Source organism: Stenotrophomonas sp. ZAC14D2_NAIMI4_7 (genome assembly GCF_003086675.1).
GTDB lineage: Bacteria > Pseudomonadota > Gammaproteobacteria > Xanthomonadales > Xanthomonadaceae > Stenotrophomonas.
In genome coordinates, this window is the sequence record NZ_CP025995.1 from 2,853,706 (window position 1) to 2,878,779 (window position 25,074).

The window sequence follows — 25,074 nt, forward strand, 5'->3', positions numbered from 1 at the left end:
CAGGCTCATACGGCGGCCCACGCCGGCTCTCGACACCTACGCTGCCAGATTTCCATCAGATAAGGCTCGTAGGCGCCATCCATGGCGCCTGCGGTCCTGCCCACCCACACCGCCCCGCCTCTGACAGATTCCCGCGGCTGTTGGTAGGTGTCGACCTTGGTCGACACAGTAGATCCACGCCATGCGTGGATGAATCTCTGTGGGAATCAAGAATTTCGAATTGAATTCGAAACGCATCCACGCATGGCTGGCTCTATCCGCGCCCCACCTCTGATAGATCCCCGCAGCTGTCGGTAGGTGTCGACCTTGGTCGACACGCCTGTCAGATGCCGAATGAATCATCCACGCGTGGCGTGGATCTACTGTGTCGACCAAGGTCGACACCTACCAGAGCAGAACACCGCCCTGCCATCCCCAGGAAACCCGCCTTTGACGTTGCCGTTGCGCTGGCTTCCAGCAGGTGCAGGGCTACTGTGTCGACCAAGGTCGACACCTACCAGAGCAGAACACCGCCCTGCCATCCCCAGGAAACCCGCCTTTGACGTTGCCGTTGCGCTGGCTTCCAGCAGGTGCAGGGCTGCAAGCCCTGCCGCACATCCCCTACTGCGCCGGCTCGCAGAATTTCTGCCGGTACTCGAGCGCCTTCGGCATCAATGCCTGCAGGTTCTGGATGCGGGTGCCGGGATTGGGATGGGTCGACGAAAACTCCGGCGGCGACTGGCCACCACTGGCCTGGCCCATGCGCTGCCACAGGGGAATCGCCTCGCGCGGGTCGAAGCACGCCGCCGCCGCCAGCATCAGCCCCACTTCGTCGGCCTGCGTCTCGTGGCTGCGCGCGTACGGCAGCAGATAGCCATAGCCCATCGCCGACATCATCATCTGTTGCTGCTGCGCATCCATGCCGCTGGCCGCACCGGCCATCTGCCCGATCTGGGTCAGTTTCTGCTGGGCCATGCGCTGTGCACCATGGCGCAGCAGCGCATGGGCGATCTCGTGCCCCATCACCACCGCCATGGCATCGGTCGTGCGCGCCACCGGTACCAGCCCGGTGTACACCGCCATCTTGCCGCCGGGCAGACAGAAGGCATTGGCCTGCTCACTGGGAATGACATTCACTTCCCACTCGAAATCGCGGGAGAAGTGTCCCGGCTGCAGCCCGTGTTCCTGCGCCAGCGCGGTTTCCACCACGTCCACCTTGGCGATAAGGCGCTGGGCGATGGCGCGGATATCGCGCGAGATCTGCGCATTGGGGTCCAGCGGCCGCTCCTGCGCCAGGATCTGCTGGTAGGCCTGCAAGCCCAGCGCACGTTCTTCGCTGGCATCCAGGCTGCTGTCGATCAGCACCTTCTCGCCGGTGTACGGGTCCACGGTGCGGTTGGAAAACCAGTAGTACGCGGCATAGCCGGCAGCCAGCAGCAGTACCCACCAGCGGATGTTGCCGAACAGGCCGCGCCGTGGCGAGCCCTGTTGCGGAGAGCGGGAAAAGGGATCGTTGCGCATCGGCAGGTCTTCCGGCGGACCCCGCCGGCCGGCGGGCACGCTGCAATCTTAGTGCGGCGCCGCCTGCGCGGGGTGAAACAGGTGCATCAGATGCCGCGCACCAGGCGGAAGCCGATGCGGGCGTTGGTGGTGTCCGAATCCTGGGACTGCCGCCACGCCGCACGGGTCTGCTCGGGCGCGTTGGCCCAGTTGCCACCACGGATCACCCGCGAGCGGCAGCCCGGGTTGTACCAGGCCACGCCATCAGAGGGGGCGCGGCGGTAGCTGGAATGCCAACAATCGGCCACCCACTCACTCAGGTTGCCGCCCATGTCGTGCAGGCCGAAGGCATTGGCCTGGAAGCTGCCCACCAGCGCCGGCCCCCACCAGCCATCGCCATAGCCCACGAAGGCGTTGTGCCAGTGCCGGCCCGACGGGGAAACATCCTGGCTGCCGGTGTAGTTGCCGCTGCCCGCAGGCGGCAGGCCGGCATCCCCCCACGGGTAGCGGCCACTGCCGCCGGCCCGCAGTGCGTACTCGAACTCGGCTTCGCTGGGCAGGCGGTAGCCGCGACCGGTCTGTTCGGACAGCCAGGTGGCGTAGTTTTCCGCATCGCGCACGCTTACATGCATCACCGGCGAATTGCCCATCGCGCGGCTGCCATCGTAGTCCGAACGCCAGTCCACGCCGCTGCGGCGGATGAAGTTGCCGCTGCGCTCGTCGTACACCACCGAGTGGCCGCGGCGGGTCGCGCGCGGGCGCGCGTTGGTGGCCTTCACGAAACGCTCGAAATCGGCCACGGTCACCTCGGTGATCGCCATGGCAAAACCACGCTCAAACCGCACGTAGTGTGACGGTCGCTCGGCGTCGCTGGCACCCGGTTCGGTGTCACCGGCGCCCATCTGGAAGCCGCCATGCGGGACCACGATCATCTGCGGCCCGCGCCCGCCATCCCGCAGGGGGTCGCTGAACACCTGCCCGGGGCGGAAACTGCCGTAGTGGGTGGCCAGGTCGATGCGTTCGCGCAACTGCGCCACCACGGCATCGCCCGGCAATGCGATGCGCAAGGCCTCGGCCAGCTTTTCGCGGGCCGGCTTCAGGCCCTGCGGCGTCTGCAGGTCGCGCAGCCCGCCGTCACGCAACTGCACCAGGGTCGCGGCACGGATCTGCTCGATGCGTTCGAACGCGTCGGCGATGGTCGGCGAGGAATCCCGCACCTTGCTGGCTTCGGCCAGCCAGGCCCCGGCGGAAGCAAAATCGCGGCTGCGCGCGGCGTCTTCGGCGCGCCGGATCAGCGCGCTTTCGGCGGCGGCCAGGCCTTGCCGGGCGCGGCGGTTGTCCACATCCAGCGCCAGCGCCTCACGGAACGCCGGAATGGCCCCGTCGCCGTCCTCGCCCACCCGACCGGCGCGCAGATCCTCCTCGCCCGAGCGGTTGTAGGCCACCACGCGCTGGGCGGTCTCCACCCGGCTCTGCAGCGCGCGTACCTTGGGGTCATTGGGCGCCAGGGTCAGCAGCACCAACGCCTGCCGCCCTGCCTCGGCCAGTGCCTCGCGCTGCTGCAACGGCCGCGCCAGCAGGGCGTCGGCCTGCTGCTGCAGGCGCTGCCGGGCGCGCTGCAGGCCGGCGCGGGCCGCGCGGTCGTCCGGGGCTTCTTCCTGCACCGCCAACCACAGCGGAATGGCCGCCTCGCCGTCCTCGTACAGCCGCCCGTCGCTGAACGCCTTCTCGGCGGCACGGCGCAACTGCGCCAGCGTCCGCCCCTGCCGATCCACCCGTGCCGGGGTCCAGCGCTGCACGTCCTCGCTGGCATCATCGCCGGCAATGGTCACCGTGCCCTTCGCCGCCGCAGCAGCCGTGTCGTCCACCTTGGGCCGCGGCCGTTCCGGTTCGCCGGCCGAGGGACTTGCAGGCGGCGACGGCGTACACGCGGCCAGGGCCAGGCCCAGGGCGGTACACAGCGCAATCGGCAGGGCAAAACGCAAACGGAGGCTCCTTCGGTACGGGTGCGCACCGACGTTAGGCTATTCTCCCCTGCCTGAGCAAACCCGAGTAGCAGGCCCCCACCCGTGGCAATCTGGATCACCACCCCCGCCGAGCTGGACGCCTATCGCCAGCAGCGCCCAGCCCGTATCGGCCTGGACACCGAATTCATCCGCGAACGCACCTTCTGGCCACAGCTGGCCCTGGTGCAGATGGCCGTGGGCAACGACATCCTGTTGATCGATCCGCTGATTCCCGGCATGCCCGAAGCGCTGGCGCCGTGGCTGACCGATGAATCGATCATCAAGGTGATGCACAGCGCCAGCGAAGATCTGGTGGCCTTCAAGTGGACCTGCGGCGTGCTGCCCCGGCCTTTGTTCGACACCCAGATGGGCGCGGCGCTGGCCGGTATAGGCGGCGGCATGGGCTACCAGAAGCTGGTGCAGGAGATCACCGGCGTAACACTGGCCAAGGGTGAAACGCGCTCGGACTGGATGCGCCGCCCCCTGTCTGAATCGCAATTGCAGTATGCCGCCGACGACGTCGAGCATCTGTTTGCCCTGCACGATGCGATCGAAGCCAAGCTGCAGGCGCTGGGCCGCCGCCAGTGGCTGCAGGACGATGCCGAACGCCTGCTGGCCAACGTTGCCAACGATGAAGACCGTTGGCCGCACCTGGGCATGCGCGCGGCACAGTTCCTCGACGCGGCCGCCCAGCACCGCCTGCTGCGCCTGCTGCGCTGGCGCGACGGCCAGGCCCGCAGCAGCGACCGTCCGCGCAGCTGGATCCTGGACAACGAACTGGCCGCTACCCTGGCACGCACGCCCCCGGCCGACCTGGCCGCGCTGGGCAAGCTGTTCGAGCAGTTCCCGAAAGCCCCGCGCAAGCTCACCGCCGCCGTGTGGCAGGCGCTGGAAACGCCGCTGCCCGATGAGGCCGAAGCACCGCTGGCCGTGCAGGCCACCGACGCCGACAAAAAGACCATCAAGAAGCTGCAGGATGCGGTGGCCGAGCGCAGCCGCGAGCTGGGTCTGGCCGATGGCGTGCTGGCCTCGCGCAAGCACCTGGAAAGTTATCTGGAGCGTCGCCTGTGGCCGGCGGCGCTGGCCGGCTGGCGCCAGCAGGAACTGGAAGCACGCCTGCAGGCCCTGCTGCCGGCATGACACGCCGCCGCGCCTGACCAGCGCGGCACTCCCCTATCACACGTAGCCGGCTGCCTTCAGGCGCGCCCAGCGCTGCGCACCGATCGCCTTGCGCATCGCCGGCAGCGGGTCCACCGCGCCGGTGTTGTCGGCCACCGCCACTACGAAGTCTTCGGTGGTGTGCAGCACGGCGCGCTGTTCCGGCGCATCCAGCCATGCGGCGACCCGCGTGAGCAGGCGCATCGCCGAGGTGGTACTGCCGCGCAGCTCCATCAACCGGCCATGGCGCTTGCAGGCGTCCAGCAGGGCCGGATCGTCGAACCAGCACTCATCCTCGTCGCGCTGGCCGGCACGCATCTCGTCCGGTGCCCACAGGTAGTAGGCAACGTCCTCACCGCGTTCAAGCACCGCCTGCCGGTAGGACTGGCGCCCCCAGGTGATGAACGGTGGCCAGGCCGAACTGAAATCGCCATCGGTGAAGCACAGCAGCAGGCAATACAGCGGCTCGTCGCGAGGAATCAGCGGCAACTGCGTGGCGATGGCCTGCATCAGCCGGCGTTCCACATCGGCAGCGGCGGCGGCCAGGGTTTCGCCGCGGCGCGGGCGCTGGTACTGCAGGCGCTGGCTGCCGGTGGGTGTGCCGTCTTCCTGCAGATACTGCAGTTCGATGCGGTCCAGCGCGTCGGCTTCATCGTAGCTGTAGACATCCTGGCACCACCAGGTCGGGCGCCCGTCCTCCCAGTTGCGCACCACCACGCGCAGCAGCACTTCGCCTTCCCAGTGATAGGTGCTGTCATGACCGCGATGGCCAACGGTCAGCTCACTGCGCTGCAGCCGCCCGCCAGGCTCGTGCCAGGTGCGGGCCGAGGCAATGCGTGCGCCACGGTAGAAGCTCAGGCTGTGCCGCTGCTCGGCGCCGTGCAACCACACGGTGGTGCTGGCCCCGTTGTCAGCCACGGCCATCACGATGCGGTCCTGCGCGTCGAACCCATGGTGCACGTGCGCATCCGGGTCCGCCTTCGCATCCTCCAGCCAGCGACTGCGGCGCACGCCGTACTTTTCGGCCGCGAACGGCGCATCGTGCGCCATGTCACCACTGGCCCAGCGCCAGCTCACCACTTGGGCCCGGCATTGTTCGATCAAGGCCTTGGCGGCGCGGCTGTCGGCGTACTGCTGGTACAGCGTCTGGATCATGGTCGAGGTCCGTTCAACACAGCGCGGCAGCCTAGCATGCAAGGGTGCCCTGCACCGCCGTGCCGCAGGCGCCGTGCTAGGGTTGCGCCGTGCAGACAAGGAGACGTCAATGAATCCCCTGAAGATCGCAGCAGCGTGTGCCCTGCTTCTGGCAGTGCCCGCCATGGCCAGCAGCGCGACGCGGCCAACCTACGGGCAGGAGAAGGAAAACAGGGCCAAGCTGGTGGACATCATTGATGGCGCGACCCGCGACGGTCTGGTTGCCATCCTGGTGCCGGCCCCGTATGTCGTGCATACCGGTGGACCCGGTGTCGGCTCTCCCATCACCGGATTCCATCTGGGGCGCCGCTCGACCGACCTGCCCGGTTTCTCCGCGCGCGTGTCTTGGCAGCACAAGGACATTCCCTCGCAGGGCTATGTGCAGCTGTTCAATACCAACGAACTGGAAAACGGCCCGCAGCGCACGGTGCTGATGGACGTCTTTGAAGTCCATCTGATCCCGCCGGGCACCTACCTGCTCAATGGCGCGGAGAACTATCGGTTGAACACCCGGGTGGCCAAGCTGCAGCCATTGGGCGACAAGGACGAGGTCTCCAAGGACATCGGCGCTACCCGCTTGGCCGACGTGGACTATCGCTTCTATTCGTGGAAGAAGGTCTGGGTGCCGCCCTACACGGCGACCGACCAGCACTCCCGGCAGGTGTGCACCTCCGTGCACGTCGCGTCGGGCAACTGCATGTCCTGGGGCACGCAGAACTACCAGACCTCCGAAGCCAGGGAGGGGTTCTGGGAAGACCGGATCGTCCCCGATACCATCCCGGCCGTGCGCATCCAGGCGGTCATCGCCAAGGCCCATGCGCCGCTGGCCTTCACCGCGCGCGAAGGGCAGATCCTGCTGAGCCCGTTCATCGTTGCCGGCGATGGTGATGTCGATTTCAACGGGAGCGACTGCGCGCCCGTCCAGAACGTAACCGGCTGCGCCCTGCGTCGTTTCACCGTGCACTACCAGCCGGCCCCGCTGGACGCCGCACGCAAGCACATCGCGATCACCTCGCAAGGGCTCAACGCGAAGCAACGCAAGGTATTGGAGCGGATGGAAGCGATGCAACTGCAGGTGCTGGGCCCCAGCGCACCGTCCGATCCGGCCCTGGGACTGGGCGTCAGCGCCACGCCCTGAACGGCTGCCGCCAGCCCCTGCAACAGAAAACGGCGCTCCAAAGAGCGCCGTTTTTCGTTACTGGATCAAACAGGCTTTACCAGTTCATGTTCAACGAAACACCCACGGTGCGCGGCTCGTTGTAGACCGCGGCCATGTAGTTCTCGATCACACCCTTCAGGTTCTTCTCGTTGGTGATGTTGCGCGCGAACAGCGCCACTTCGTAGGCACCGTAGTTGCCGGAGTAACCCAGCTTCAGGCCACCTTCGAAATCACCCTTGGAGTTGAACTCCTGGCTGTCATACAGCACGAAGCTGGTGTAGCCCTGCTTGTTCCAGTCGGTGGACACAAACATCGTGCCCGCATCGCTGACCGGCATGTCGTAACGCGCGGCGAAGTTGATGTTGTACTTCGGCGCGTTCGGCAGCGGGTTGCCATCGATCTGGGCGAAGGTGTTGGCGCCGACCTTGATGGTCGGGTCGTTCACCGTGCACACCACCTGGCCGTTCAGGCCGCAGACCTGCGCATACACGCGCTTGTCCTGGATCTCGCTGTGCAGCAGGCTGACACCGGCGCTCAGGGTCAGGTTCGGAACCGGGCGCAGTTCCATGTCCGCTTCGAAGCCGTAGGCCTTGGCCTTGTCGGCGTTGAACAGCACGCCGTTGCCGTCCGAATCGTTGCCGTTGAGCTGGATGTCGTTGACCGTGTAGGTGAACGCGGTGGCATTCAGGCGCAGGCGGTTGTCCCACAGGCTGCTCTTCACGCCGGCCTCCCAGGAAAGGATGGTCTCCGAGTCGGCGGTGGTGAAATCAGCGTTGAACACCGCCGAACGGCCCTGGATGGTCGGGCCGCGGAAGCCGCGTGCAACCTTGGCGTAGACGCTCACGTTCGGGTTGAACTGGTACATCGCGCTGACGTCCCAGCTCGGGGTGGTATCGGACATCTTCACGTCCGTACGGCCCTTGTAGGTCACCACGCCGGCGGCGGTGTCGGCGGTCTTCAGCAGGCGCGTGTGCTTCTCGTCGCGGGTCTGGCGCAGGCCGGCGGTCACGCTGAACTTGTCGGTGAAGGCGTAGCTGAGCTGGCCGAAACCGGCCCACGAGGTGTTCTTGTTGCGCAGGCGCACCCAGTTGTTCGGGTTGCGCGCCGCGCCCTGCAGGAACCATCCGCGCTGGTAGAAATCGGTGGTATCGCTGCCGTTGAAGTAGAACGCACCGGCCTGCCACTGCAGGGCGCTGTCATCGTGGCTGGCCAGGCGGAATTCCTGGGTCCACTGGTCCAGGTCACGGATCTGCCCCATCGACTGACCGTAGCCATTGGCCACGCCATTGAACGGGAAGTCGGCCGCCGCGCCACCGTCGGTGTCGCCACGGCTGTAGCCGGAGGTGGTTTCGTAGGCGGTGATGGAGGTGAAATCGACCGCGCCGAAATCGTAGATCGCCTTCACCGAACCGCCGTAGGTCTTGTAGGCCTGCGGGTTGTTGTCGGCTTCGTCGTAGGCCACCTTGTCGCGCGGCACGTCGGTCTGGTTCGAACCCTTGGTCAGCGCACCGCGCAGGAACAGGGTCGAGGTGCCGTCGTAATCGCGGGCGTGGGCCGAGGCCAGGATCGAGAACTGGTCGCTGGGCTTGAGCAGCAGCTGCGCACGCACGTTGCGGTCATCGAAGCCGCCCATGGCGTTCTTCTTCGGGCTGACCGTGCCGTCGGCGCTGGGGCCACGGTAGGTGTTGTCCACGTAGTCATCGCGGTGCTGGTACAGCGCCGACACGCGGAACGAGGCGATGTCATTGATCGGGCCACCGAAGCCGCCATCGACCGACACGCTGTTGTAGGTAGCGTAGCTGGCGCTGACCCGGCCGGTGTACTCATCGGTTGGCTTCAGGGTGTCGAACTTGACGATGCCGGCGGTGGTGTTGCGGCCGAACAGCGAGCCCTGCGGGCCGCGCAGCACTTCCACCTGGTCCACGTCGTAGACCGGGTTGGACTTCAGCACCACGTGTTCCAGCACTACGTCGTCCTGGATGATCGATACCGGCTGCGAGGCCCCCAGGTAGAAATCGATATTGCCCAGGCCGCGGATGTAGAAGCGCGGGAAAATGCGACCGGTGGTGGTTTCCGCATACAGGCTGGGCACGCGGCCGGACAGCGCCAGCAGGGTGTCATCGCCGCCGGCGGTGAAATCGCGCATGCGCTCGCCCTGCACCACGCCCACCGACACTGGCACTTCCTGTAGGTTCTGCTCGCGGTGTTCGGCGGTCACGGTGATCGTGTCCAGGCCGGTCGGGGTCGGTGCGCTGTCCTGCGCGGCGGCGCCGAAGCTGGCGGCCAGGGCCAGGCCGGCACAGGCCAGGGCCAGCGGGTGGCGGCGGAAGGAAAGCGAGGAAGACGACATGCCCGTCGAACGACGGGAAGCGATATGGGAAGGCATCGAAAGCTCTTGGGAGACGTCCGGGCGGCCTGCGCAAGCCGGGCGGTAGAGGGGAAACCACTGCGCAAGCGCCCATTATCGCCCGAATTGTTACGATTTCGTTGCGCATCCCGTCGCAGTCCGCGTCCCGCCCGCTGCGGCAAAGTACACCGATGGAAAGCGGCAGCCTGCGCCGCCGCCTTCCTGCCATGCCTCCGCTTACGCCGTGGCCAGTGCCGGGCGCCGCTGCAGCACGAAGCGGCCGGCCGCGTCCTGCAACGCGTGCGCCTGTTCGCTCATGGAACGCGCCGAAGCGGACGCCTCTTCCACCAGCGCGGCATTCTGCTGGGTCACCCCATCCATCTGCACGATGCTCTGGTTGACCAGTTCGATGCCTGCCGCCTGTTCCTGGCAGGCATGGGCGATCTCGCCCACCAGCCCGCCCAGTTCGGTCACCGAGGCGACCACGTCCTGGATGGTGCGCCCGGCATCGCCGGCCAGCACGTTGCCTTCGGCCACGCGCGCCACCGATTCTTCGATCAGCCCCTTGATCTCCGCCGCGGCCAGCGTCGAGCGCTGTGCCAGTGCACGCACCTCGCTGGCGACCACCGCGAAGCCGCGGCCGTCCTCACCGGCGCGTGCCGCTTCGACGGCGGCATTCAGCGCCAGGATGTTGGTCTGGAAGGCGATACCATCGATCACCGAGATGATCTCGGCGATGCGCCGCGAGGCGGCATCGATCTGGCCCATCGTCGCTTCCATCTCGGCCATGGCCGCGCCGCCGCGCCCGGCCACCTGGGCCGCCTCGGTCGCCAGGCGATCTGCGCGGCGCGCGTGATCGGCGTTCTGCCGCACGGCCGAGGTCATTTCCTCGATCGAGGCGGCAGACTCTTCCAGGTTGGCAGCCTGCTGTTCGGTACGGCGGGACAGATCATCGTTGCCGGCAGCGATTTCCGCAGCGGCCGTGCTGACCGCAGCGGCGGCCTGCTGGATGCGGCCGACGATGCCGGCCAGCGCCCCCACCGTTGCATTGGCATCCTCGCGCATGCGCGCGAACACCCCCTGCGACTGCCCGTCGATGCGGTGCCGCAGGTCACCTTCGGCCAGGTTGCGCAGCAGGCCCGACAGCGCCAGCAGGTTGTCATCGGCAGTGGCCATCACGCTGTTCAGGCCCTGCACCATCTGCTGGAAGTCGTTGGCGAAGGCCTGTGCATCGCCGCGCACGCTGAAATCACCGGCCGCCGCCGCCGCAACCAGCCGTTTGATCTCGCCGTTGATGCCCTGCAGCTTGCCGCGCACGCCGTTCAGCGCCTGCGTGATCGCCACCTGTTCGCCGGGCAGCACGTCCATGGTCTGCTGCAGATCGCCTTCGGCGTAGCGCTGGACCAGGGCCACCATGCGCTGCTGGGTCTGCAGGTGCGCCGCCACCAGCGCGTTGGTGCCGGCCACCATGGCGCGGAACTCACCCTCGAAGGCCAGCTCGTCGATCCGATGGCTGACCGCGCCCGCCGCATGGCGTTCGCTCATGGTGGCCTGCGCCTGCAGGATCTCGCGCAGCTTGGCACGCATCTGCTGCAACGACCCCAGCAGACGGCCGACCTCATCATCGCGGCCGCTATCGATTTCCCGGTCCAGGCGCCCGCTGGCCACATCGCGGGCGACCTGCGCCGCTGCGGCCAGCGGACGACCCAGCAGGCGCCGCACCACCAGCACGATCAGCACGACCACGGTGGTCAGCGCCAGCATGGAAATCAGCGCGATGCGCAACATCAGGCCGTTCAGCACCTCTGCCAGCACCGATTCCGGTTCCAGGCCGATCACCAGCCATTGCCAGGCGCCGTAGCGCTGCGCCGCCGCGAACCAGGCCTGCTCGGGGCCACCATCGGCCGGGCGCAGATGCAGACGCGCCTGCGTGCTGCGGCCATCCAGCAGGGCCTGCAACGCCGGCAGATCGGCCGCGGCCACGCGTTCCTGCAGCAGGCCACCTTCGCCCTCGGCGGCGGCCAGCACGCGGCCGTGGTCCTTGCCCTGGCGCGTGTCGACCACGATGAAGCGGCCCTCGCGGCCCAGCGTCGCCTCGCGCAGGCGCGTCTTCAGTGCGGCCAGGCCCTGCGAGTAATCCTGCCCCACGAACGCGATGCCCGCCACGCTGCCGTCGGCCGCCGGGATCGGCATGTAATGGGTCATGTAATCGGTGCCGAACAGGTGTGCCGGCCCCGTGTAGCCCTGCCCCGCGCGCACTTGCGCATAGGCCGGGTTGGCGTGGTCGAGCACGGTGCCCAGCACGCGTTCTCCCTGCGCGTTGCGCAACGAAGTCGCCACGCGGACGAAGTCTTCGCCGTCACGCACGAACACGGTGGCAACGCCGCCGGTCGCCTCGGCGAAGCGATCAAGCTCGGTCGATGCCGGGCCGATCGCCTGCGTGCCCAGGCGCAGGGACGGCGCACTGCGGCCGGCCACGTCGATGGGCGCGGTGGCATCGGCCAGCGCCTCGCCCTGCGGCAGCATTGCGCGGAAGGTACCGGCGATGCGCTGGGTGCTTTCGCCCAGGCTGCGGTCATACAGCTGCACCGAATCGCGCATCAGCACCGTGCTGGTATCCAGGCCAGCCGCCACGCGCTGCTGGTAGCTGTCGGCCGTATCGCGGTAGATCAGGATTGCCAACGCGGCGAAGGCCACGGTGGTGATCGCCACCATCAGCAGCGCCAGGCGGGTTGCGATGGTCAGGGTCCGCTTAGGCGGCGAGGCGGAAAATCGGGAGGCAGCCGGGGTCATCATCAGAGGAAATGTCCGTGGAAGGGAGCGCGCGAAACGCTCCCTCTTAACGGCACCGTTCTGGTCCTCTTTACGCCACCTGGGCTAGCCGCTTCAGGTTATTGACAGCGCCAAGCCCTTGATTCACAAACCCTGTTCAGCTTCGCCGGGGCCCGGCACGGCCAGCACGGTACGCGGTCCGGGCAGGCCGTCTGCGCCCAACGTGGTCACCGCCAGCAGATGGTCCAGGCGGATGCACTGCTCCCCGTCATCGGCGTCCAGTAGCAGGAATTCCTCTTTGTCCGCAGTGCTGACGGTGGTCCGCGCGCGGGCCACGAAGGTGCGGCCTTCGGTCAGTTCCACCTGCAGCAGGGCGCGGTGCAGGCAGGCGATTTCCAGTACGTCGTGCAGGTCGCACGCGATGGGACGGTAGTCGGTCATGGGGCGTCTTCCGGCAGTCAAGGCGCCCAGCCTGCCACGACTGCCGCCCACGCGGCTTGGCAAGTCCCCGGCGGCGGCGCTACACTGGCTTCGCCGTGGGGCCATAGCTCAGCTGGGAGAGCGCGTCGTTCGCAATGACGAGGTCAGGAGTTCGATCCTCCTTGGCTCCACCACTTTTCAGGAAAGCCCGCAGATCCCAGTGATCTGCGGGCTTTTTCTTTGGGCACGGGCTTCCGGGACCGATAGGATGAGGGTACCCGCGGCGCGGAGCGCCACATGCAGGAAGGGGTCCCATGGACCATGCCTCGCTATCCGATCCACATCTGATCCCGCTTTCAACCCTCATTCCCGGCTGGAAGGGCCAGTACATTCCCAGCTACGTCGCTGACGTCACTCATGGGCTGGGTCTTGAACAAGCGCGGTTGCAGGGAAGTCAGTTGCTCGTCGTTCTGCGCTTTCGCGAACTGTTTTACGACGGCATCCGGGAGAAGATCAGGATCGTGTCCGGGCATCGGGAGCTGGAAGACGCCGCGCGCGTGGCCAAGGACGCGGCACTCCGCTGGCTTGCACAGCGCAGCAGCGAGGTGCGCCCCTACGGTCGCTGGCGCCCGATGCAAGATCAGCAATCATGGCCGTCAGCAGCTCCGCTGTGGAAAGGCGTCCCGCTCCCCTCCTACCTGGCGGGCCTCTGCGACGGTACGGGGTACTGCGCGATCGAGGTCGCGGGCGCCCTCCTGCCGACTGCACCCGTCGATCCCATCAATCCTGCGCTGATCCAGCAGATCGACATGCACGAACTTGCCGACTGGTTCGCCGAAGTGGCCCGCGCCGCGCAGACGCCGCCACCAGGATGACCCTGGCCAGCGGAGCCTCGACCCGCCCTTTACCGACTCAACCCGGCTCCTGGCCCCCATCCTTGCGTTGTGGTCGCCGCGTGTTCTCGTCATGCACCTTCTGATCGTTCTGGCCAGGGCGGCGCTTGGCCACGTCGTCCTGGTGCTGGTCCTGGCGGCTTTCCTGGGTACCGGCATCCTTTTCGGCGGGTGAAGGCGTGCGGGGAGTAGTCATGGCGGGCTCCGCACCGGCACCGTGCCGGGCTTGCACGACCACGCTAGCGGCGCGGCCGTGAGTCCGTGGTCGCGCTGCCGCGAGCGGCGCGTGCATACCCTGGTATGAGCGGCGGAAACCAAGGCGCAATGGGCAACCCGTCGCTACCGGCCGACGATGGCGCTGCCGATGCAGAACCCACCGCGCGCCATCCCATCCCGCCAGGAGCCCGCCATGTCCTCCCTGCCCCGCCCCGAACCTGCGCACGCCCCGCTGCCGCCGGGAACGCCCGCCCCCGACTTCCGCCTGCCCGCCACGCCCGACCAGACCGTCACCCTGGCAGAGCTGCGTGGCCGCCCAGTCATCCTTGCCTTCTACCCCGCTGACTGGAGCCCGGTCTGCGGCGACCAGATGGCCCTGTACAACCAGTTGCTGCCCGAGTTCCAGCGACAGGGCGCGCAGTTGATCGGTATCTCAGTCGATGGCGTCTGGTGCCACGCCGCGTTCGCCGAACAGCGCCACCTGCACTTCCCGCTGCTGGCCGATTTCGAACCCAAGGGCGCCGTCGCCCGGCAGTTCGGTGCCTATCGCGAGCACGATGGGGTCTGCGAACGTGCGCTGTTCGTGATCGATGCGCAGGGCATCGTGCGCTGGAGCTACCTGTCGCCGCTGGGCATCAATCCCGGTGCCGATGGCATTCTGGATGCGCTGTCACGCCTGCCGCGCACGGCGGCAGCGGAGGTGACCCCATGAGCCGCCTGCACGTTCCCGTCAGCGCCAGCGACCATGCCAGTGGCCTGGCCGATGCGGCGGTCACCCTGGTCGAATATGGCGACTACCAGTGCCCGTACTGCGGCCAGGCCTACCCCATCGTGAAGGCCCTGCAGCAGGCATTGGGCGATTCGCTGCGCCTGGTGTTCCGCAACTTCCCGCTCAGCGAAATGCACCCGGATGCCCTGAATGCCGCGCGCCTGGCCGAAGCCGCGGCCGACGCCGGACACTTCTGGAGCGCCCATGACCTGCTGTACGAACGCCAGGGTGCGCTGGCACCGCATGACCTGCAGCGCTATGGCGAACTGCTGCAGTTGCCGCCGGAACGCGTGCGCGCCGCATTGGCCGGCGCGGACGATGCACGCATCGAGGCCGACTTCATGGGCGGCGTGCGCAGCGGCGTGAATGGCACGCCCTGTTTCTTCATCAACGGCGTGCGCCACGATGACAGCTGGGACTACGACACCCTGCTGCAGGCGCTGCAGCGCGCGATGTGATTCTGCAACAACGGCCCGCCCGCCGCGTGCAGGGCGCCTGCGGCTCAGGCCTGCACGCACTCGCGCACCGCGAACGGATGCCCGCACGCACTGCATACGGAATGACCGAAGGCCAGTTCCAGCAGCTGTTCGGCGCGGATATCGCCATCGCCGCGCACCTGCTGCATCAGCCACTCCTCGGCCACGCCGAGCGGTTCACCGGGCAGCAGCGCAGACGTCGCCGACGGGGCACCGAACACCGGATCCTCATGGCAGACATACGGGCTTTCAACATCCAGCGTGCAGTACAGGTCGGCCGAACAGGCCACGCACTCACCCACGAGCTCGCCCTCGGCAAGCCGGTCCAGGTGCTGCGACCAGGCTTTTTCACCACTCAGCCCCAGCCACGCCTGGCGCAGCCAGCCACGCGGGCCATGTCCATCCCCGGACAGCGGCACTGCCTCCCGGCCACTGCCCTGCAGGCGCTTGAGCACCTTGCTGCGCAGCGCCTGGATGACATCGCCGTGCGGCGCCAGGCCTGGGTCGCCCACGTCCGAGCCGGCAACGATCGCACCGGCCAGCAGCAGCGCATCATCGCCGTCGCTGCGCCCGGTCTGCCGCGCGATTGACAGCAGCACCGGCAGCGCGGCGTGGCTGGCAGGGTAGACCGTGCCCTGGTGGCATAGATGCGACCAGATGTCGTTCCAGTCCTGCTCGTGCTGCGGGTCCATCAGCGCGGCCAGCAGTGCACCCGCTTCAGAGGCGTCGCCATAGGCACACTGCAGCGCGCCCCAATCGATGGCATGAACGTCGGCGGTCCTCGGCATGTCCTTCCCTGGTCAATGTGGTACGCGGGCCAGCATGCCCGATCATCGGGCCGATTGGACAGCGCGCTTGCAGCTGCAATCTACGCGCGGCCACAATCGGCACACCCACCGACGCACAAGGAAGCGCCATGAATCGCCCCGCCCCGTTGGCCTCACTGCTGGTCCCACTGCTGCTGGCGACCGGCTGCGCCCATCGCCTGGCTGCCGCGCCGCCGCCGGTGCCCGGCTACATCGGCAACTACGAAGCCGTGCGTGCCGCGCAGGACGATCCAGCGCGCGGCATTTCCGGCACCTTCGCCATGAGCGTGCAGGCCGTCGGCAGCGACGATGGCCGCATCTACCTCAACAGCGAACGCGACTACCGGCACCCGCTGAACATCACCCTCAGCATGGATGCCGCGCTGCGCCCCGCACTGGAACAAGCGCTGGGCCTGAAGCTGGACTACCTGCAGAACCGCCGCCTGCTGGTGGGCGGCACCGCGCGCCGGGTCCGCATCGACTTCATCAATGCCAGCGGGCAGCCCAGCGGCAAGTACTACTACCAGACGCAGATCAACGTCAGCGATCCACGACAGGTGCGCTTCGCACCGTGAGTGCGCCTGGCAGCGCACCGCGGGCGCTTGATTTCGACGCCGCCGACGGCAGCATCGGCCTGGGTGAGCTGCCGCTGAGGATCGGGCCGACGCTCACGCTGGCAGAGGCATGCGCGGGTTTTGCCCCGCTGCTGCAGCATAGCCGCGACCTCGGCAACGGCTACCGGTGGCTGCACCTGCACGCCCTTCAGCTGCAGGGCGTGCCGGCGGCAGTCGCCCTGTGCTTCCACGGGCAGGCGCTGTCGATGCTGTCCATCGGCGTGCAGCTGCCCGGCGCGCCGATGGAAGACGGCTGGCCCACCCAGGCCGCCATCGATGCCGAAGTCGCGTTCATGCGCCGCGCCTTGGCCAAGGCGCTGGGACGCCCGCTCAACGCCGGTCGCGCCCGTTTCGACTGGGGCGAGGCCTGGGCGGTGTTCGACCCGAAGGGCTTCATGGCCAGCAGTGGGTTGTCCTACCGCTAGTGCATCGCCCTGCCCGGCCGCATCGCCTTGGCAGGCTCAATCAAGCTTCACCACCCCGCCCCTGCAGCAGGCCGAAGCCGGCATCCCCCGCCCACCGGCGGCTTGCATTCCGCCGCGCACGCAGGATCAAGCACTTGCGCGCGCGCAGACGGCAATGTGAAGGTTTTTTGCCAAAACGCTTGCCGAATGCGGTCTACCTCCGTAACATGCGCGTCCTCGGCAGCGACCTCGCTGCAACGAAACAAGTGGCCGAGTAGCTCAGTTGGTAGAGCAGGGGATTGAAAATCCCCGTGTCGGCGGTTCGATTCCGTCCTCGGCCACCACTTTCGAAGGCCTGCAGAAATGCAGGTCTTTTTTTTCCAGATACAGGGCCGAGTAGCTCAGTTGGTAGAGCAGGGGATTGAAAATCCCCGTGTCGGCGGTTCGATTCCGTCCTCGGCCACCATGTATGAAGACCTGCAGAAATGCAGGTCTTTTTTTTGCCCGCGTCGCTGTCGTCGATCTGTAGTAGGTTCATTGACTCACCGCATGGAGCGAGGACGACATGGACGACAGCCCCACCCTGCCCCAGCTGCATCGGGCGCTGCGACGCCTGCATTGGCTGGTCGCCAGCCTGGCACTCCTGCTGGTGCCCATGGCAGCCACCATCGCCTGGCTGGTCATGCAGGGCCATACGCCTATGCACATCGATGAATTGACCACACGCAGACTGCAGGTGCTGGACGATCGCGGCACCGTGCGCGTGGAGATCAGCCAGGACGACATGGATGACGGCAGGCGCAGCCGATCGGCTGGATTGCTCATCTTCGATGCCACCGGAGCTGAACGCGGCGGCATTGCAACGTTCGACGACGGCGCTGCGAGTCTTGCCCTGGACGCGCCGATAGGCCGGGGCGAAGCCCCTGTCCGTGACCGTATTGGCCTGATGGTCGATGCCGAGGGCGCGTCGCAGATTCTGTTGACGGACAACCAGACTCGCGGCGTGGTGCGCCTGCGCGCCAACGGCGAGGGCGGCGGTGGCGTGGACCTGTTCAAGTGGGACATGGGCAAGGGCATGCTGCATACCCGCACCCTGACCCACGACGGCGAGGAATCCAGCCACGCCCCGTTCGGAAAGTAGCCACGAATTGCGTGCCGGGGGTGCCATTCACATCCCGCCTCAGCGACTCGCCTACGCTCGGGGTTCCCTGCCGGAGCCCGCCGATGCACCTTCGCCCTGCCCTGCTTGCCTGCCTGCTGCTGCTCACCACGCCCGCTGTCCTTGCGGCCGAACCGGTGCGCGCGGTCGATGCCCTGGATATCGACCGCTATGCTGGCCAGTGGCACGAAATCGCCCACCTGCCGGTGTCGTTCCAGAAGAAGTGCGTGGCCGACATCACCGCCACCTACGGCCTGCGCCAGGATGGCCGCATCAGCGTGCGCAACCGCTGCCGCACCAGCGACGGCGACTACCTGCAGGCCGATGGCGTTGCACGCCCGGTGGCCGGCCAGCCCGGGCAGCTGGAAGTGCGTTTCGCTCCGGACTGGTTGAGCTGGGTGCCGCTGGTCTGGGCCGATTACTGGGTGATCGCCCTGGACCCGGAGTATCAGTGGGCCGTGGTCGGCGAACCGGACCGCAAGTACCTCTGGATACTGTCGCGCGAGCCGCGCATGGACCGCGCCCTGTTCGAGCAGTTGAAGGCGCGGGCCGAGCAGATGGGCTACGAGTTGGCGCCGCTGCGGACGATGGCGCCGCTGGTCGAGACTGCCTCGCCCTGAGCCACGCAGTGACCGCTGCGCGATGACCGCAGCGCGCCATCTTCACACGCTACCCTTGCGAAGGTCGCCAGCGGCGATCCATTCAACCATACGCCGTAGTATGCTTACTCCACGCACTGCTCTCCAGAGGACCTGCGCCCATGCTCCACCGCTTCCGTACCGCCTTGATCATCCTGTGTACCCTGGCCCTGGCTGCTTGCAGCGATGGCATCGTCAAGCGCGTTTCGGAACCGGCGGCCAGCCTGCAGCAGTTGACCGTGCGCGCCGATGGCGGCTGGACCGTGGCCCTGCGCCTGCAGAACTTCAGCTCCATGCCCATGACCTTCGATGACGTGGCTCTGGCCCTGACCGTCGGCGACACCGAGGCGGGCACCCTGCAGGCCCGCCCGGCCATTTCCATCGGCGGGGTGTCGGCCGATGTGGTCACCCTTGAATTCACCCCCAGCGCCGCCGCGCGCCTGGTGGTGGCCGACGCGCTGGCCGGCAACCGCACCCTGGCCTACGGCCTGAAGGGCACGGTCGCGGCCACGCCCGAAGACAAGAAGCAGCGCAGTTTCGATATTTCCGGCCGCAGCACCCTGAACCAGGCCCCCGGCCTGCCCGGCGTGCTGCGCTGAGTCCTTCTCTGCCGCGGCGCCCGTCGCCGCTCCCCGTTCCCTGATCGAGACGTACCCGATGAGCAGCTATACCGCACCGCTTTCCGACCTCCGTTTCGCCCTGCACGACGTGCTCAAGGTGGAACCGCTGTTCGCCCGCCTGGGCTTCACCGACGCCACCGCCGACGTGGTCGATGCCGTGCTGGAAGAAGCCGGCCGTTTCAGTGCCAGCGTGCTGGCGCCGCTGAACAGCGTGGGCGATGAGATCGGCTGCGTGCTCGACCAGGCCAGCGGCGAAGTGACCACCCCGCCCGGCTTCAAGCAGGCCTATGACCAGTTCGTGGACGGGGGCTGGACCGGCCTGACCGCCGCCCCGGAACTGGGCGGTCAGGGCCTGCCGCACACCCTGAGCGTGCCACTGAACGAAATGATCAATGCTGCCAACCTGGCCTGGGGCAACTTCCCCCTGCTTTCGCACGGCGCCATCGAGGCCCTGAAGCAGCACGGCGAGGCCTGGCAGCACGACGCCTTCCTCAAACCCCTGATCGAAGGCCGCTGGACCGGCACCATGTGCCTGACCGAACCGCATTGCGGCACCGATCTGGGCCTGCTGAAGACCAAGGCCGAGCCGAACGCCGACGGCAGCTACGCGATCACCGGCACCAAGATCTTCATCACCGCCGGCGAGCACGACCTGACCGAGAACATCGTGCATCTGGTGCTGGCCAAGCTGCCCGGCGCACCGGCCGGTGCCAAGGGCATTTCGCTGTTCGTCACCCCCAAGTTCAAGGTCGACCGCGACGGCAACCTCGGCGAGCGCAATGCCCTGCGCTGCGGCTCGATCGAGCACAAGATGGGCATCAAGGGTTCGGTCACCTGCGTGATGAATTTCGACGGCGCGCAGGGCTATCTGGTCGGCCAGCCGCACAAGGGCCTGCAGGCCATGTTCACCATGATGAATACCGCGCGTCTGGGCGTCGGCCTGCAGGGCATCGGCCTGTCCGAGCGCGCCTACCAGAATGCGCTGAAGTACAGCCGCGAGCGCCTGCAATCACGCGCCCTGAGCGGGGCGAAGTTCCCGGACAAGGCCGCCGATCCGATCCTGGTGCACCCGGACGTGCGTCGCATGCTGCTGACCATCAAGTCGCTGGTGGAAGGCAGCCGCCTGCTGGCCCTGCATGCGGCCACCCTGATCGACGTGGCGCACAGCGCCGACGATGCGGCCGAGCGCGAGCGCGCCGACACCCTGGTCAGCTTCCTCACCCCGATCTCGAAGGCCTGCCAGACCGAATGGGGCATCGAGAACACCTACAACGCGCTGCAGTGCTTCGGTGGCCACGGCTACATCCGCGAACACGGCATGGAGCAGCTGGCGCGCGACGCCCGCATCACCACGCTGTATGAAGGCACCACCGGCATCCAGGCGCTGGACCTGATCGGCCGCAAGACCGCCTCCAGCCAGGGCGCCGGCCTGAAGCTGATGCTGGCCGAGATCGAAGCCTTCGCCAAGGAACACGAGGGCAACGAGGCCCTGGCCGAATTCATCGGCCCGCTGCGCGCCAAGGCCGCCGAATGGGGCAAGCTGACGATGGACGTACTGCAGCGCGCGGCCGGCAACCCGGACGAACTGGGCGCGGCCAGCTACGACTACCTGTTCTATTCCGGCTACGTGGTGCTGGCCTACTGGTGGGCGCGCAGCGTAGCGGCCGCCGATGCCAGCGCACACGGCGCCGCCTTCGCCCAGGGCAAGCGCGAAACCGCGCGCTTCTACTTCGCCCGCGTGCTGCCGCGCACCCTCAGCCACGCCGCCGCCATCCAGGCCGGCGCCGCCCCGCTGATGGCCATGGACGACGAACGCTTCGGCGCCTGAGCCCTTGGGGTCAGAGCCCTTTCCCTGCGGGAAAGGGATCCGACCCCGACCGCGCCGCGCGGCGGTTGGAACGGGGTCAGCGCCCTTTCCTGCGGAAAGGGATCCGACCTCCACCTGCCCCCCCCAACCCTGTGTATGGAGGAGAGCCCCCCTTTGTTAAGGGGGGCGCGCCGCTGGGAATCGCAGGAGCGATTCCCAACGCTGCTATGCAACGGCCCGAAGGGCGCATGCCATGGATGGCATGCGTAACGGCGCGGGGGATAGGAGGAATGCGCGGACCCGAATCCTGCGATCTGGATATCGCCCACAGGGCGATATCCAAATCGCAATGATTCGGGTATAAGCTGTTTTCCCGATGGAGACAGACACTACACGCTTGGGTCTGATCGAAACCGGAGCCTCGTTTTCTGCTCCGGGCGCCGAAGCATCGCCCAACGCAGGCACCCTGCACCGCCCCGGAACGGTCCGGCTGCTGTCCCTGGACGCCCACGGCCGTGTACTGGACTGGATCACCTGGCAGGACGCGGCCTGTCTCTACGCCCGCGACGCCGTGGCCTGGACCCTGGGCGATCCCTGCCTGCATATCCACGGTGGCACCAACCGGCTCAGCGGCACGCAGAGCGGCATGGACCTGCACCCGATCATCGCCGCACGTGGCCACGCCCGTTCGCGCGCCATCGACCCCACGCCGAACCTGACCAACCCGGCCCTGTTCGCCCGCGATGCACACCTGTGCCTGTACTGCGGCCAGCAGTTCAACCGCCCCACGCTCACCCGCGACCACGTCATTCCGCTGTCCAAGGGCGGCCTTGATTGCTGGGAAAACGTGGTCACCGCCTGCTTCCACTGCAATTCGCGCAAGAGCGACCGCACCCCGCAGCAGGCCGGCATGCCGCTGCTGGCAGTACCGTACCGGCCCAGCTGGATCGAGCACCTGATCCTGTCCAACCGCAACATCCTGGCCGACCAGATGGCCTTCCTGAAGGCGCAGTTGCCCAAGCGTTCCAAGCTCAGCACCTGAACACCGCCACCGGCAGCCGTCACTGTCCTGTCACGGATAGCGGCGTTTGCTTGCCCCACCCCCGATTGAGGGCGAAAATGGCCGTTCAGAACAAGTGCGAACACGATGATCGACTCTGCCCGCTATCCCCGCCTCGCGCGCATCCGCACCCCGGATGACCTGCGCACGTTCGACGAATCCGAGATGCGCGCGGTCGCCGATGAACTGCGCGCCTACCTGATCGAATCGGTGGGCAAGAGCGGTGGCCACTTCGCCGCCGGCCTGGGCGTGATCGAACTTACCGTGGCGCTGCATTACCTGTACCAGACCCCGCACGACCAGCTGGTCTGGGACGTCGGCCACCAGACCTACCCGCACAAGATCCTCACCGGCCGCCGCGACGACATCCACACGGTCAAGCAGAAGGACGGCGTCGCGCCGTTCCCCAAGCGCGAGGAAAGCGAGTACGACACCTTCGGGGTCGGCCATTCGTCCACCTCCATTTCCGCGGCGCTGGGCATGGCCATCGCGCGCCAGGCCGCCGGCGATGAACGCCAGGTGGTGGCGGTGATCGGCGATGGCGCCATGACCGCCGGCATGGCCTTCGAAGCGCTGATGCACGCCGGTGGCATGGACCCCGAACCGAACCTGCTGGTGATCCTCAACGACAACAACATGTCGATTTCCGAGGCCGTCGGCGGGCTGACCAAGATGCTCGGCCGCGCCACCGGCAGCCGCACCTTGAACGCGCTGCGCGAAGGCGGCAAGAAGATCCTGGGCGACAAGAAAAACAATCCCGCGCGCTTCGTCAAGCGCTGGGAAGAACACTGGAAGGGCATGTTCGTGCCCTCCACGATGTTCGAGGAAATGGGCTTCCACTACACCGGCCCGATCGACGGCCACGACATGCCGGCCCTGCTGTCCACGCTGAAGACGCTGCGCGCCTCCAAGGGGCCGAAGCTGCTGCACGTGATGACCACCAAGGGCAAGGGCTACGAGCCCGCCGAAGGCGACCAGATCGGCTATCACGCCGTGGGGCCATTCGATCCGGACAAGGGCCTGGTGGCCAAGGCCGGCGCCAAGAAGCCCACCTACACCGATGTGTTCAGCGACTGGCTGTGCGATGCCGCCGCCGCCGAACCGCGCCTGTACGGCATCACCCCGGCCATGCGCGAGGGCTCGGGCCTGGTGCGCTTCAGCAAGGAATACCCGCAGCGCTACTTCGACGTGGCCATCGCCGAGCAGCACGCGGTCACCCTGGCCGCTGGCATGGCCACCCAGGGCGGCAAGCCGGTCGTGGCGATCTATTCCACGTTCCTGCAGCGCGCCTACGACCAGTTGGTGCACGACGTGGCCATCCAGGACCTGGACGTGCTGTTCGCCATTGACCGCGCCGGCGTGGTCGGCCCGGACGGTGCCACCCACGCCGGCAACCTGGACCTGAGCTTCCTGCGCTGCGTGCCGAACATGGTGGTGATGGCCCCGTCTGACGAGGCCGAATGCCGGCAGATGCTCAGCACCGGCCTGCAGCACCCGGGCCCGGCCGCGGTGCGCTACCCGCGCGGCAGCGGCACCGGCGTTGCCGCCGGCACCGATCTGTCCACCTTGCCGATCGGCAAGGGCGAACTGCGCGTGCAGGGCAGCCGTATCGCCCTGCTCGCCTTTGGCAGCACGGTGCCAGCCGCCGAGCAGGTGGGCCGCGAACTGGGCCTGAGCGTGGTCAACATGCGCTTCATCAAGCCGCTCGACCGCGAGCTGGTGCTGGCCATCGCCGCCCAGCATGAGGGGCTGGTGACGATTGAGGACAATGTGGTGGCCGGCGGCGCCGGCTCGGCCGTGGGCGAACTGCTGAATGCAGAAGACGTGCTGCGCCCGATCCTGCACCTGGGCCTGCCCGATGCCTTCCAGCACCATGCCAGCCGCGAAGACCTGCTGGCCGAGGCCGGGATCGACGCGGCCGGCATCCGAGCGGCGGTGCTCAAGCGCTGGCCGCAGTTGGCCAATGGCGCAGCGCCGTTGAGCGCGGCCAGCTGAGTAGATCCGCGCCATGCGTGGATAAGGGGTCGGATCCCTTTCCGCAGGAAAGGGCTCTGACCCTAACCTCGACGCCCCGGTAGATCCACGCCATGCGTGGATGGCCGCCCTCAGCCGTAGCTGATCGCCTCGACAAATGCGCCGCTGGCTTCCACGCGCACGGCGGCGCGCTGGCCGGTGTCGGTGAAATGCAGGCGTGCCAGTGTTTCTGCGAAATCGAAGGCGCGTACGCCATCGCGGAACCCGATCGGTTCGGGCCTGTCCGGGTGCAGCACGCGCCACTGGCGCTGCTCGCATTGCAGTCGGATCAACATGCGTTGCTCACTCCTTGGAACAGCGTATGAAACCGCGACGGAGGCGGGCCCTTCCTGGGCCGGGCAGCGACGCGGGCCGGGGCGTCCACGACGCCCCGGTTGCCGACGATACGATGAAAAAACTGTGATCGCTATCAGATTTTTCTGATTCGCACGTGATCCGACACGTGCGTCAGTTCACCTGGAACTGCGCCCGGCAGCCATCGCTCACCCAGACCCCACGACGGTCCCAGCCCCAGCTGCGGCCTTCGATGCAGGCACTGCGCGATTCCTGCCGCACCAGGCGTACGCCACGGCGCACCCGCGCATCGCAGTACTGCTGGCGATGATCGTTGGAATGGCAGGCAATTACCTGGCCGCCGCCGTTACCACCGCCCCAGCCGTGGCCGCCGCCCCATCCCCCCCGTGATTCACCGACGAACTCGGCGCGGCAGCCGCGGGTCACCCACACGCCCGACCGCGACTGGCCCCAGGTATCACCTTCCACGCAGGGCGAGCCGGACAGCTGGCGGATCAAGCGCGCCCGCCCGTCCAGACGGCATTCGTTGCTGCGCCCCTTCACCGACTCGCAGCGCACGATGCCACTGCTGCCGCGATCGTCGTAACGCTCGTCGTAGCCATAGCGCTGGGCCTGCGCCGTGCCGGCCAGCGCCAGCAAGGGCAGCAGAGCGCCCAGCGTCCAACCACGCAGTTCCTTGGCCATCCACCTGTCTCCACCTGAATACGATGGTGCCAAGCATCGGGGATTCGGCCCGGCGCGCACAGAGG

General features: G+C 67.4%; 23 protein-coding genes and 3 tRNA genes. 16 read left to right on the forward strand and 10 right to left on the reverse strand.

Annotation, left to right across the window (positions count from 1 at the left end; all coding sequences use genetic code 11):
- Positions 1 to 600 precede the first annotated feature (600 nt).
- Both C1922_RS13140 and C1922_RS13145 read right to left on the reverse strand, forming a co-directional pair.
- Entirely contained in the window at positions 601 to 1,500 is a 900-nt protein-coding gene (locus tag C1922_RS13140) for a M48 family metallopeptidase (RefSeq protein WP_108750164.1), read from the reverse strand.
- Positions 1,501 to 1,586: 86 nt separating this feature from the next.
- Positions 1,587 to 3,464, reverse strand: a complete 1,878-nt coding sequence (locus C1922_RS13145) for a formylglycine-generating enzyme family protein (protein ID WP_108750165.1) — start codon at positions 3,462 to 3,464, stop codon at positions 1,587 to 1,589.
- Positions 3,465 to 3,548: 84 nt separating this feature from the next.
- Here C1922_RS13145 and rnd point away from each other — a divergent pair, with 84 nt between their 5' ends.
- Positions 3,549 to 4,625: a ribonuclease D gene (gene rnd, locus C1922_RS13150; protein WP_108750166.1), complete on the forward strand. Its 1,077-nt coding sequence runs from the start codon at positions 3,549 to 3,551 to the stop codon at positions 4,623 to 4,625.
- A 36-nt stretch (positions 4,626 to 4,661) separates the two neighbouring features.
- On the opposite strand, the gene C1922_RS13155 is transcribed toward rnd, so the two are convergent.
- A complete protein-coding gene (locus C1922_RS13155) occupies positions 4,662 to 5,798 on the reverse strand; it encodes a hypothetical protein (RefSeq protein WP_108750167.1) in 1,137 nt (378 codons plus the stop codon).
- Between C1922_RS13155 and C1922_RS13160 the strand changes: the two genes are divergently transcribed.
- Positions 5,797 to 6,975: a hypothetical protein gene (locus tag C1922_RS13160; RefSeq protein WP_159091970.1), complete on the forward strand. Its 1,179-nt coding sequence runs from the start codon at positions 5,797 to 5,799 to the stop codon at positions 6,973 to 6,975. The genes C1922_RS13155 and C1922_RS13160 overlap by 2 nt on opposite strands.
- A gap of 76 nt (positions 6,976 to 7,051) precedes the next feature.
- On the opposite strand, the gene C1922_RS13165 is transcribed toward C1922_RS13160, so the two are convergent.
- From C1922_RS13165 to C1922_RS13175, 3 genes are all read right to left on the reverse strand, one after another.
- Positions 7,052 to 9,346 carry a TonB-dependent receptor gene (locus C1922_RS13165; RefSeq protein WP_312253308.1) on the reverse strand — a complete coding sequence of 765 codons (2,295 nt, stop codon included), beginning with the start codon at positions 9,344 to 9,346 and terminating at the stop codon, positions 7,052 to 7,054.
- 234 nt (positions 9,347 to 9,580) lie between these two features.
- Positions 9,581 to 12,139, reverse strand: coding sequence for a Cache 3/Cache 2 fusion domain-containing protein (locus tag C1922_RS13170; protein ID WP_108750170.1), 2,559 nt, complete (start codon positions 12,137 to 12,139; stop codon positions 9,581 to 9,583).
- A gap of 120 nt (positions 12,140 to 12,259) precedes the next feature.
- The gene (locus C1922_RS13175; protein ID WP_108750171.1) at positions 12,260 to 12,556 is read right to left on the reverse strand and encodes a Rho-binding antiterminator; all 297 of its coding nucleotides are present in this window, start codon (positions 12,554 to 12,556) and stop codon (positions 12,260 to 12,262) included.
- A gap of 97 nt (positions 12,557 to 12,653) precedes the next feature.
- Here C1922_RS13175 and C1922_RS13180 point away from each other — a divergent pair.
- Both C1922_RS13180 and C1922_RS13185 read left to right on the forward strand, forming a co-directional pair.
- Positions 12,654 to 12,729, forward strand: a tRNA-Ala gene (locus tag C1922_RS13180).
- 120 nt (positions 12,730 to 12,849) lie between these two features.
- Positions 12,850 to 13,410, forward strand: coding sequence for a hypothetical protein (locus C1922_RS13185; protein WP_108750172.1), 561 nt, complete (start codon positions 12,850 to 12,852; stop codon positions 13,408 to 13,410).
- 37 nt (positions 13,411 to 13,447) lie between these two features.
- Here the strand turns inward: C1922_RS13185 and C1922_RS20535 are convergent, their stop codons facing one another.
- Complete coding sequence (locus tag C1922_RS20535; RefSeq protein ID WP_199912179.1) at positions 13,448 to 13,624, reverse strand: hypothetical protein; 177 nt, start codon at positions 13,622 to 13,624, stop codon at positions 13,448 to 13,450.
- Between the two features lie 213 nt (positions 13,625 to 13,837).
- On the opposite strand from C1922_RS20535, the gene C1922_RS13190 reads away from it, so the two are divergent.
- Together C1922_RS13190 and C1922_RS13195 are read left to right on the forward strand one after the other, a co-directional pair.
- Entirely contained in the window at positions 13,838 to 14,356 is a 519-nt protein-coding gene (locus C1922_RS13190; RefSeq protein WP_108751595.1) for a peroxiredoxin, read from the forward strand.
- Positions 14,353 to 14,871 carry a thioredoxin domain-containing protein gene (locus C1922_RS13195; RefSeq protein ID WP_108750173.1) on the forward strand — a complete coding sequence of 173 codons (519 nt, stop codon included), beginning with the start codon at positions 14,353 to 14,355 and terminating at the stop codon, positions 14,869 to 14,871. Before C1922_RS13190 ends, C1922_RS13195 begins: the two co-directional genes overlap by 4 nt.
- Before the next feature lie 44 nt (positions 14,872 to 14,915).
- On the opposite strand, the gene C1922_RS13200 is transcribed toward C1922_RS13195, so the two are convergent.
- A complete protein-coding gene (locus C1922_RS13200) occupies positions 14,916 to 15,677 on the reverse strand; it encodes a hypothetical protein (RefSeq protein ID WP_108750174.1) in 762 nt (253 codons plus the stop codon).
- 128 nt (positions 15,678 to 15,805) lie between these two features.
- Between C1922_RS13200 and C1922_RS13205 the strand changes: the two genes are divergently transcribed.
- From C1922_RS13205 to dxs, 10 genes are all read left to right on the forward strand, one after another.
- Positions 15,806 to 16,270, forward strand: coding sequence for a hypothetical protein (locus tag C1922_RS13205; RefSeq protein WP_108750175.1), 465 nt, complete (start codon positions 15,806 to 15,808; stop codon positions 16,268 to 16,270).
- Positions 16,267 to 16,734, forward strand: a complete 468-nt coding sequence (locus C1922_RS13210) for a hypothetical protein (RefSeq protein ID WP_108750176.1) — start codon at positions 16,267 to 16,269, stop codon at positions 16,732 to 16,734. The genes C1922_RS13205 and C1922_RS13210 overlap by 4 nt, the downstream gene beginning before the upstream one ends.
- 247 nt (positions 16,735 to 16,981) lie before the next feature.
- Positions 16,982 to 17,057 (forward strand) — tRNA-Phe (locus C1922_RS13215).
- 46 nt (positions 17,058 to 17,103) lie between these two features.
- Positions 17,104 to 17,179: transfer RNA gene (locus tag C1922_RS13220), tRNA-Phe, on the forward strand.
- Positions 17,180 to 17,278: 99 nt separating this feature from the next.
- Positions 17,279 to 17,854, forward strand: a complete 576-nt coding sequence (locus tag C1922_RS13225; protein WP_108750177.1) for a hypothetical protein — start codon at positions 17,279 to 17,281, stop codon at positions 17,852 to 17,854.
- Between the two features lie 83 nt (positions 17,855 to 17,937).
- The gene (locus tag C1922_RS13230) at positions 17,938 to 18,492 is read left to right on the forward strand and encodes a lipocalin family protein (protein ID WP_108750178.1); all 555 of its coding nucleotides are present in this window, start codon (positions 17,938 to 17,940) and stop codon (positions 18,490 to 18,492) included.
- A gap of 140 nt (positions 18,493 to 18,632) precedes the next feature.
- Positions 18,633 to 19,109, forward strand: coding sequence for an LEA type 2 family protein (locus C1922_RS13235; protein ID WP_108750179.1), 477 nt, complete (start codon positions 18,633 to 18,635; stop codon positions 19,107 to 19,109).
- A 58-nt stretch (positions 19,110 to 19,167) separates the two neighbouring features.
- Positions 19,168 to 20,958: an acyl-CoA dehydrogenase C-terminal domain-containing protein gene (locus tag C1922_RS13240; RefSeq protein ID WP_108750180.1), complete on the forward strand. Its 1,791-nt coding sequence runs from the start codon at positions 19,168 to 19,170 to the stop codon at positions 20,956 to 20,958.
- Between the two features lie 355 nt (positions 20,959 to 21,313).
- On the forward strand, positions 21,314 to 21,979 hold the full coding sequence (locus C1922_RS13245) for an HNH endonuclease (RefSeq protein WP_108750181.1): 666 nt from the start codon (positions 21,314 to 21,316) through the stop codon (positions 21,977 to 21,979).
- A 105-nt stretch (positions 21,980 to 22,084) separates the two neighbouring features.
- The gene (gene dxs, locus C1922_RS13250) at positions 22,085 to 23,992 is read left to right on the forward strand and encodes a 1-deoxy-D-xylulose-5-phosphate synthase (protein WP_108750182.1); all 1,908 of its coding nucleotides are present in this window, start codon (positions 22,085 to 22,087) and stop codon (positions 23,990 to 23,992) included.
- Between the two features lie 110 nt (positions 23,993 to 24,102).
- Here dxs and C1922_RS13255 read toward each other — a convergent pair whose 3' ends face one another.
- Both C1922_RS13255 and C1922_RS13260 read right to left on the reverse strand, forming a co-directional pair.
- Entirely contained in the window at positions 24,103 to 24,306 is a 204-nt protein-coding gene (locus tag C1922_RS13255; protein WP_108750183.1) for a hypothetical protein, read from the reverse strand.
- Positions 24,307 to 24,478: 172 nt separating this feature from the next.
- Positions 24,479 to 25,009 carry a DUF3011 domain-containing protein gene (locus C1922_RS13260; RefSeq protein WP_108750184.1) on the reverse strand — a complete coding sequence of 177 codons (531 nt, stop codon included), beginning with the start codon at positions 25,007 to 25,009 and terminating at the stop codon, positions 24,479 to 24,481.
- Positions 25,010 to 25,074: the final 65 nt, after the last annotated feature.

Coding starts and splice junctions, on each gene's coding strand:
- C1922_RS13140 (WP_108750164.1), bottom strand. CDS start 1,500: ATGCGCAACGATCCCTTTTCCCGCTCTCCGCAACAGGGCTCGCCACGG.
- C1922_RS13160 (WP_159091970.1), top strand. CDS start 5,797: ATGGTCGAGGTCCGTTCAACACAGCGCGGCAGCCTAGCATGCAAGGGT.
- C1922_RS13155 (WP_108750167.1), bottom strand. CDS start 5,798: ATGATCCAGACGCTGTACCAGCAGTACGCCGACAGCCGCGCCGCCAAG.
- C1922_RS13165 (WP_312253308.1), bottom strand. CDS start 9,346: ATGTCGTCTTCCTCGCTTTCCTTCCGCCGCCACCCGCTGGCCCTGGCC.
- C1922_RS13170 (WP_108750170.1), bottom strand. CDS start 12,139: ATGATGACCCCGGCTGCCTCCCGATTTTCCGCCTCGCCGCCTAAGCGG.
- C1922_RS13175 (WP_108750171.1), bottom strand. CDS start 12,556: ATGACCGACTACCGTCCCATCGCGTGCGACCTGCACGACGTACTGGAA.
- C1922_RS13185 (WP_108750172.1), top strand. CDS start 12,850: ATGGACCATGCCTCGCTATCCGATCCACATCTGATCCCGCTTTCAACC.
- C1922_RS20535 (WP_199912179.1), bottom strand. CDS start 13,624: ATGACTACTCCCCGCACGCCTTCACCCGCCGAAAAGGATGCCGGTACC.
- C1922_RS13190 (WP_108751595.1), top strand. CDS start 13,838: ATGTCCTCCCTGCCCCGCCCCGAACCTGCGCACGCCCCGCTGCCGCCG.
- C1922_RS13195 (WP_108750173.1), top strand. CDS start 14,353: ATGAGCCGCCTGCACGTTCCCGTCAGCGCCAGCGACCATGCCAGTGGC.
- C1922_RS13200 (WP_108750174.1), bottom strand. CDS start 15,677: ATGCCGAGGACCGCCGACGTTCATGCCATCGATTGGGGCGCGCTGCAG.
- C1922_RS13205 (WP_108750175.1), top strand. CDS start 15,806: ATGAATCGCCCCGCCCCGTTGGCCTCACTGCTGGTCCCACTGCTGCTG.
- C1922_RS13225 (WP_108750177.1), top strand. CDS start 17,279: ATGGACGACAGCCCCACCCTGCCCCAGCTGCATCGGGCGCTGCGACGC.
- C1922_RS13230 (WP_108750178.1), top strand. CDS start 17,938: ATGCACCTTCGCCCTGCCCTGCTTGCCTGCCTGCTGCTGCTCACCACG.
- C1922_RS13235 (WP_108750179.1), top strand. CDS start 18,633: ATGCTCCACCGCTTCCGTACCGCCTTGATCATCCTGTGTACCCTGGCC.
- C1922_RS13240 (WP_108750180.1), top strand. CDS start 19,168: ATGAGCAGCTATACCGCACCGCTTTCCGACCTCCGTTTCGCCCTGCAC.
- C1922_RS13245 (WP_108750181.1), top strand. CDS start 21,314: ATGGAGACAGACACTACACGCTTGGGTCTGATCGAAACCGGAGCCTCG.
- dxs (WP_108750182.1), top strand. CDS start 22,085: ATGATCGACTCTGCCCGCTATCCCCGCCTCGCGCGCATCCGCACCCCG.
- C1922_RS13255 (WP_108750183.1), bottom strand. CDS start 24,306: ATGTTGATCCGACTGCAATGCGAGCAGCGCCAGTGGCGCGTGCTGCAC.
- C1922_RS13260 (WP_108750184.1), bottom strand. CDS start 25,009: ATGGCCAAGGAACTGCGTGGTTGGACGCTGGGCGCTCTGCTGCCCTTG.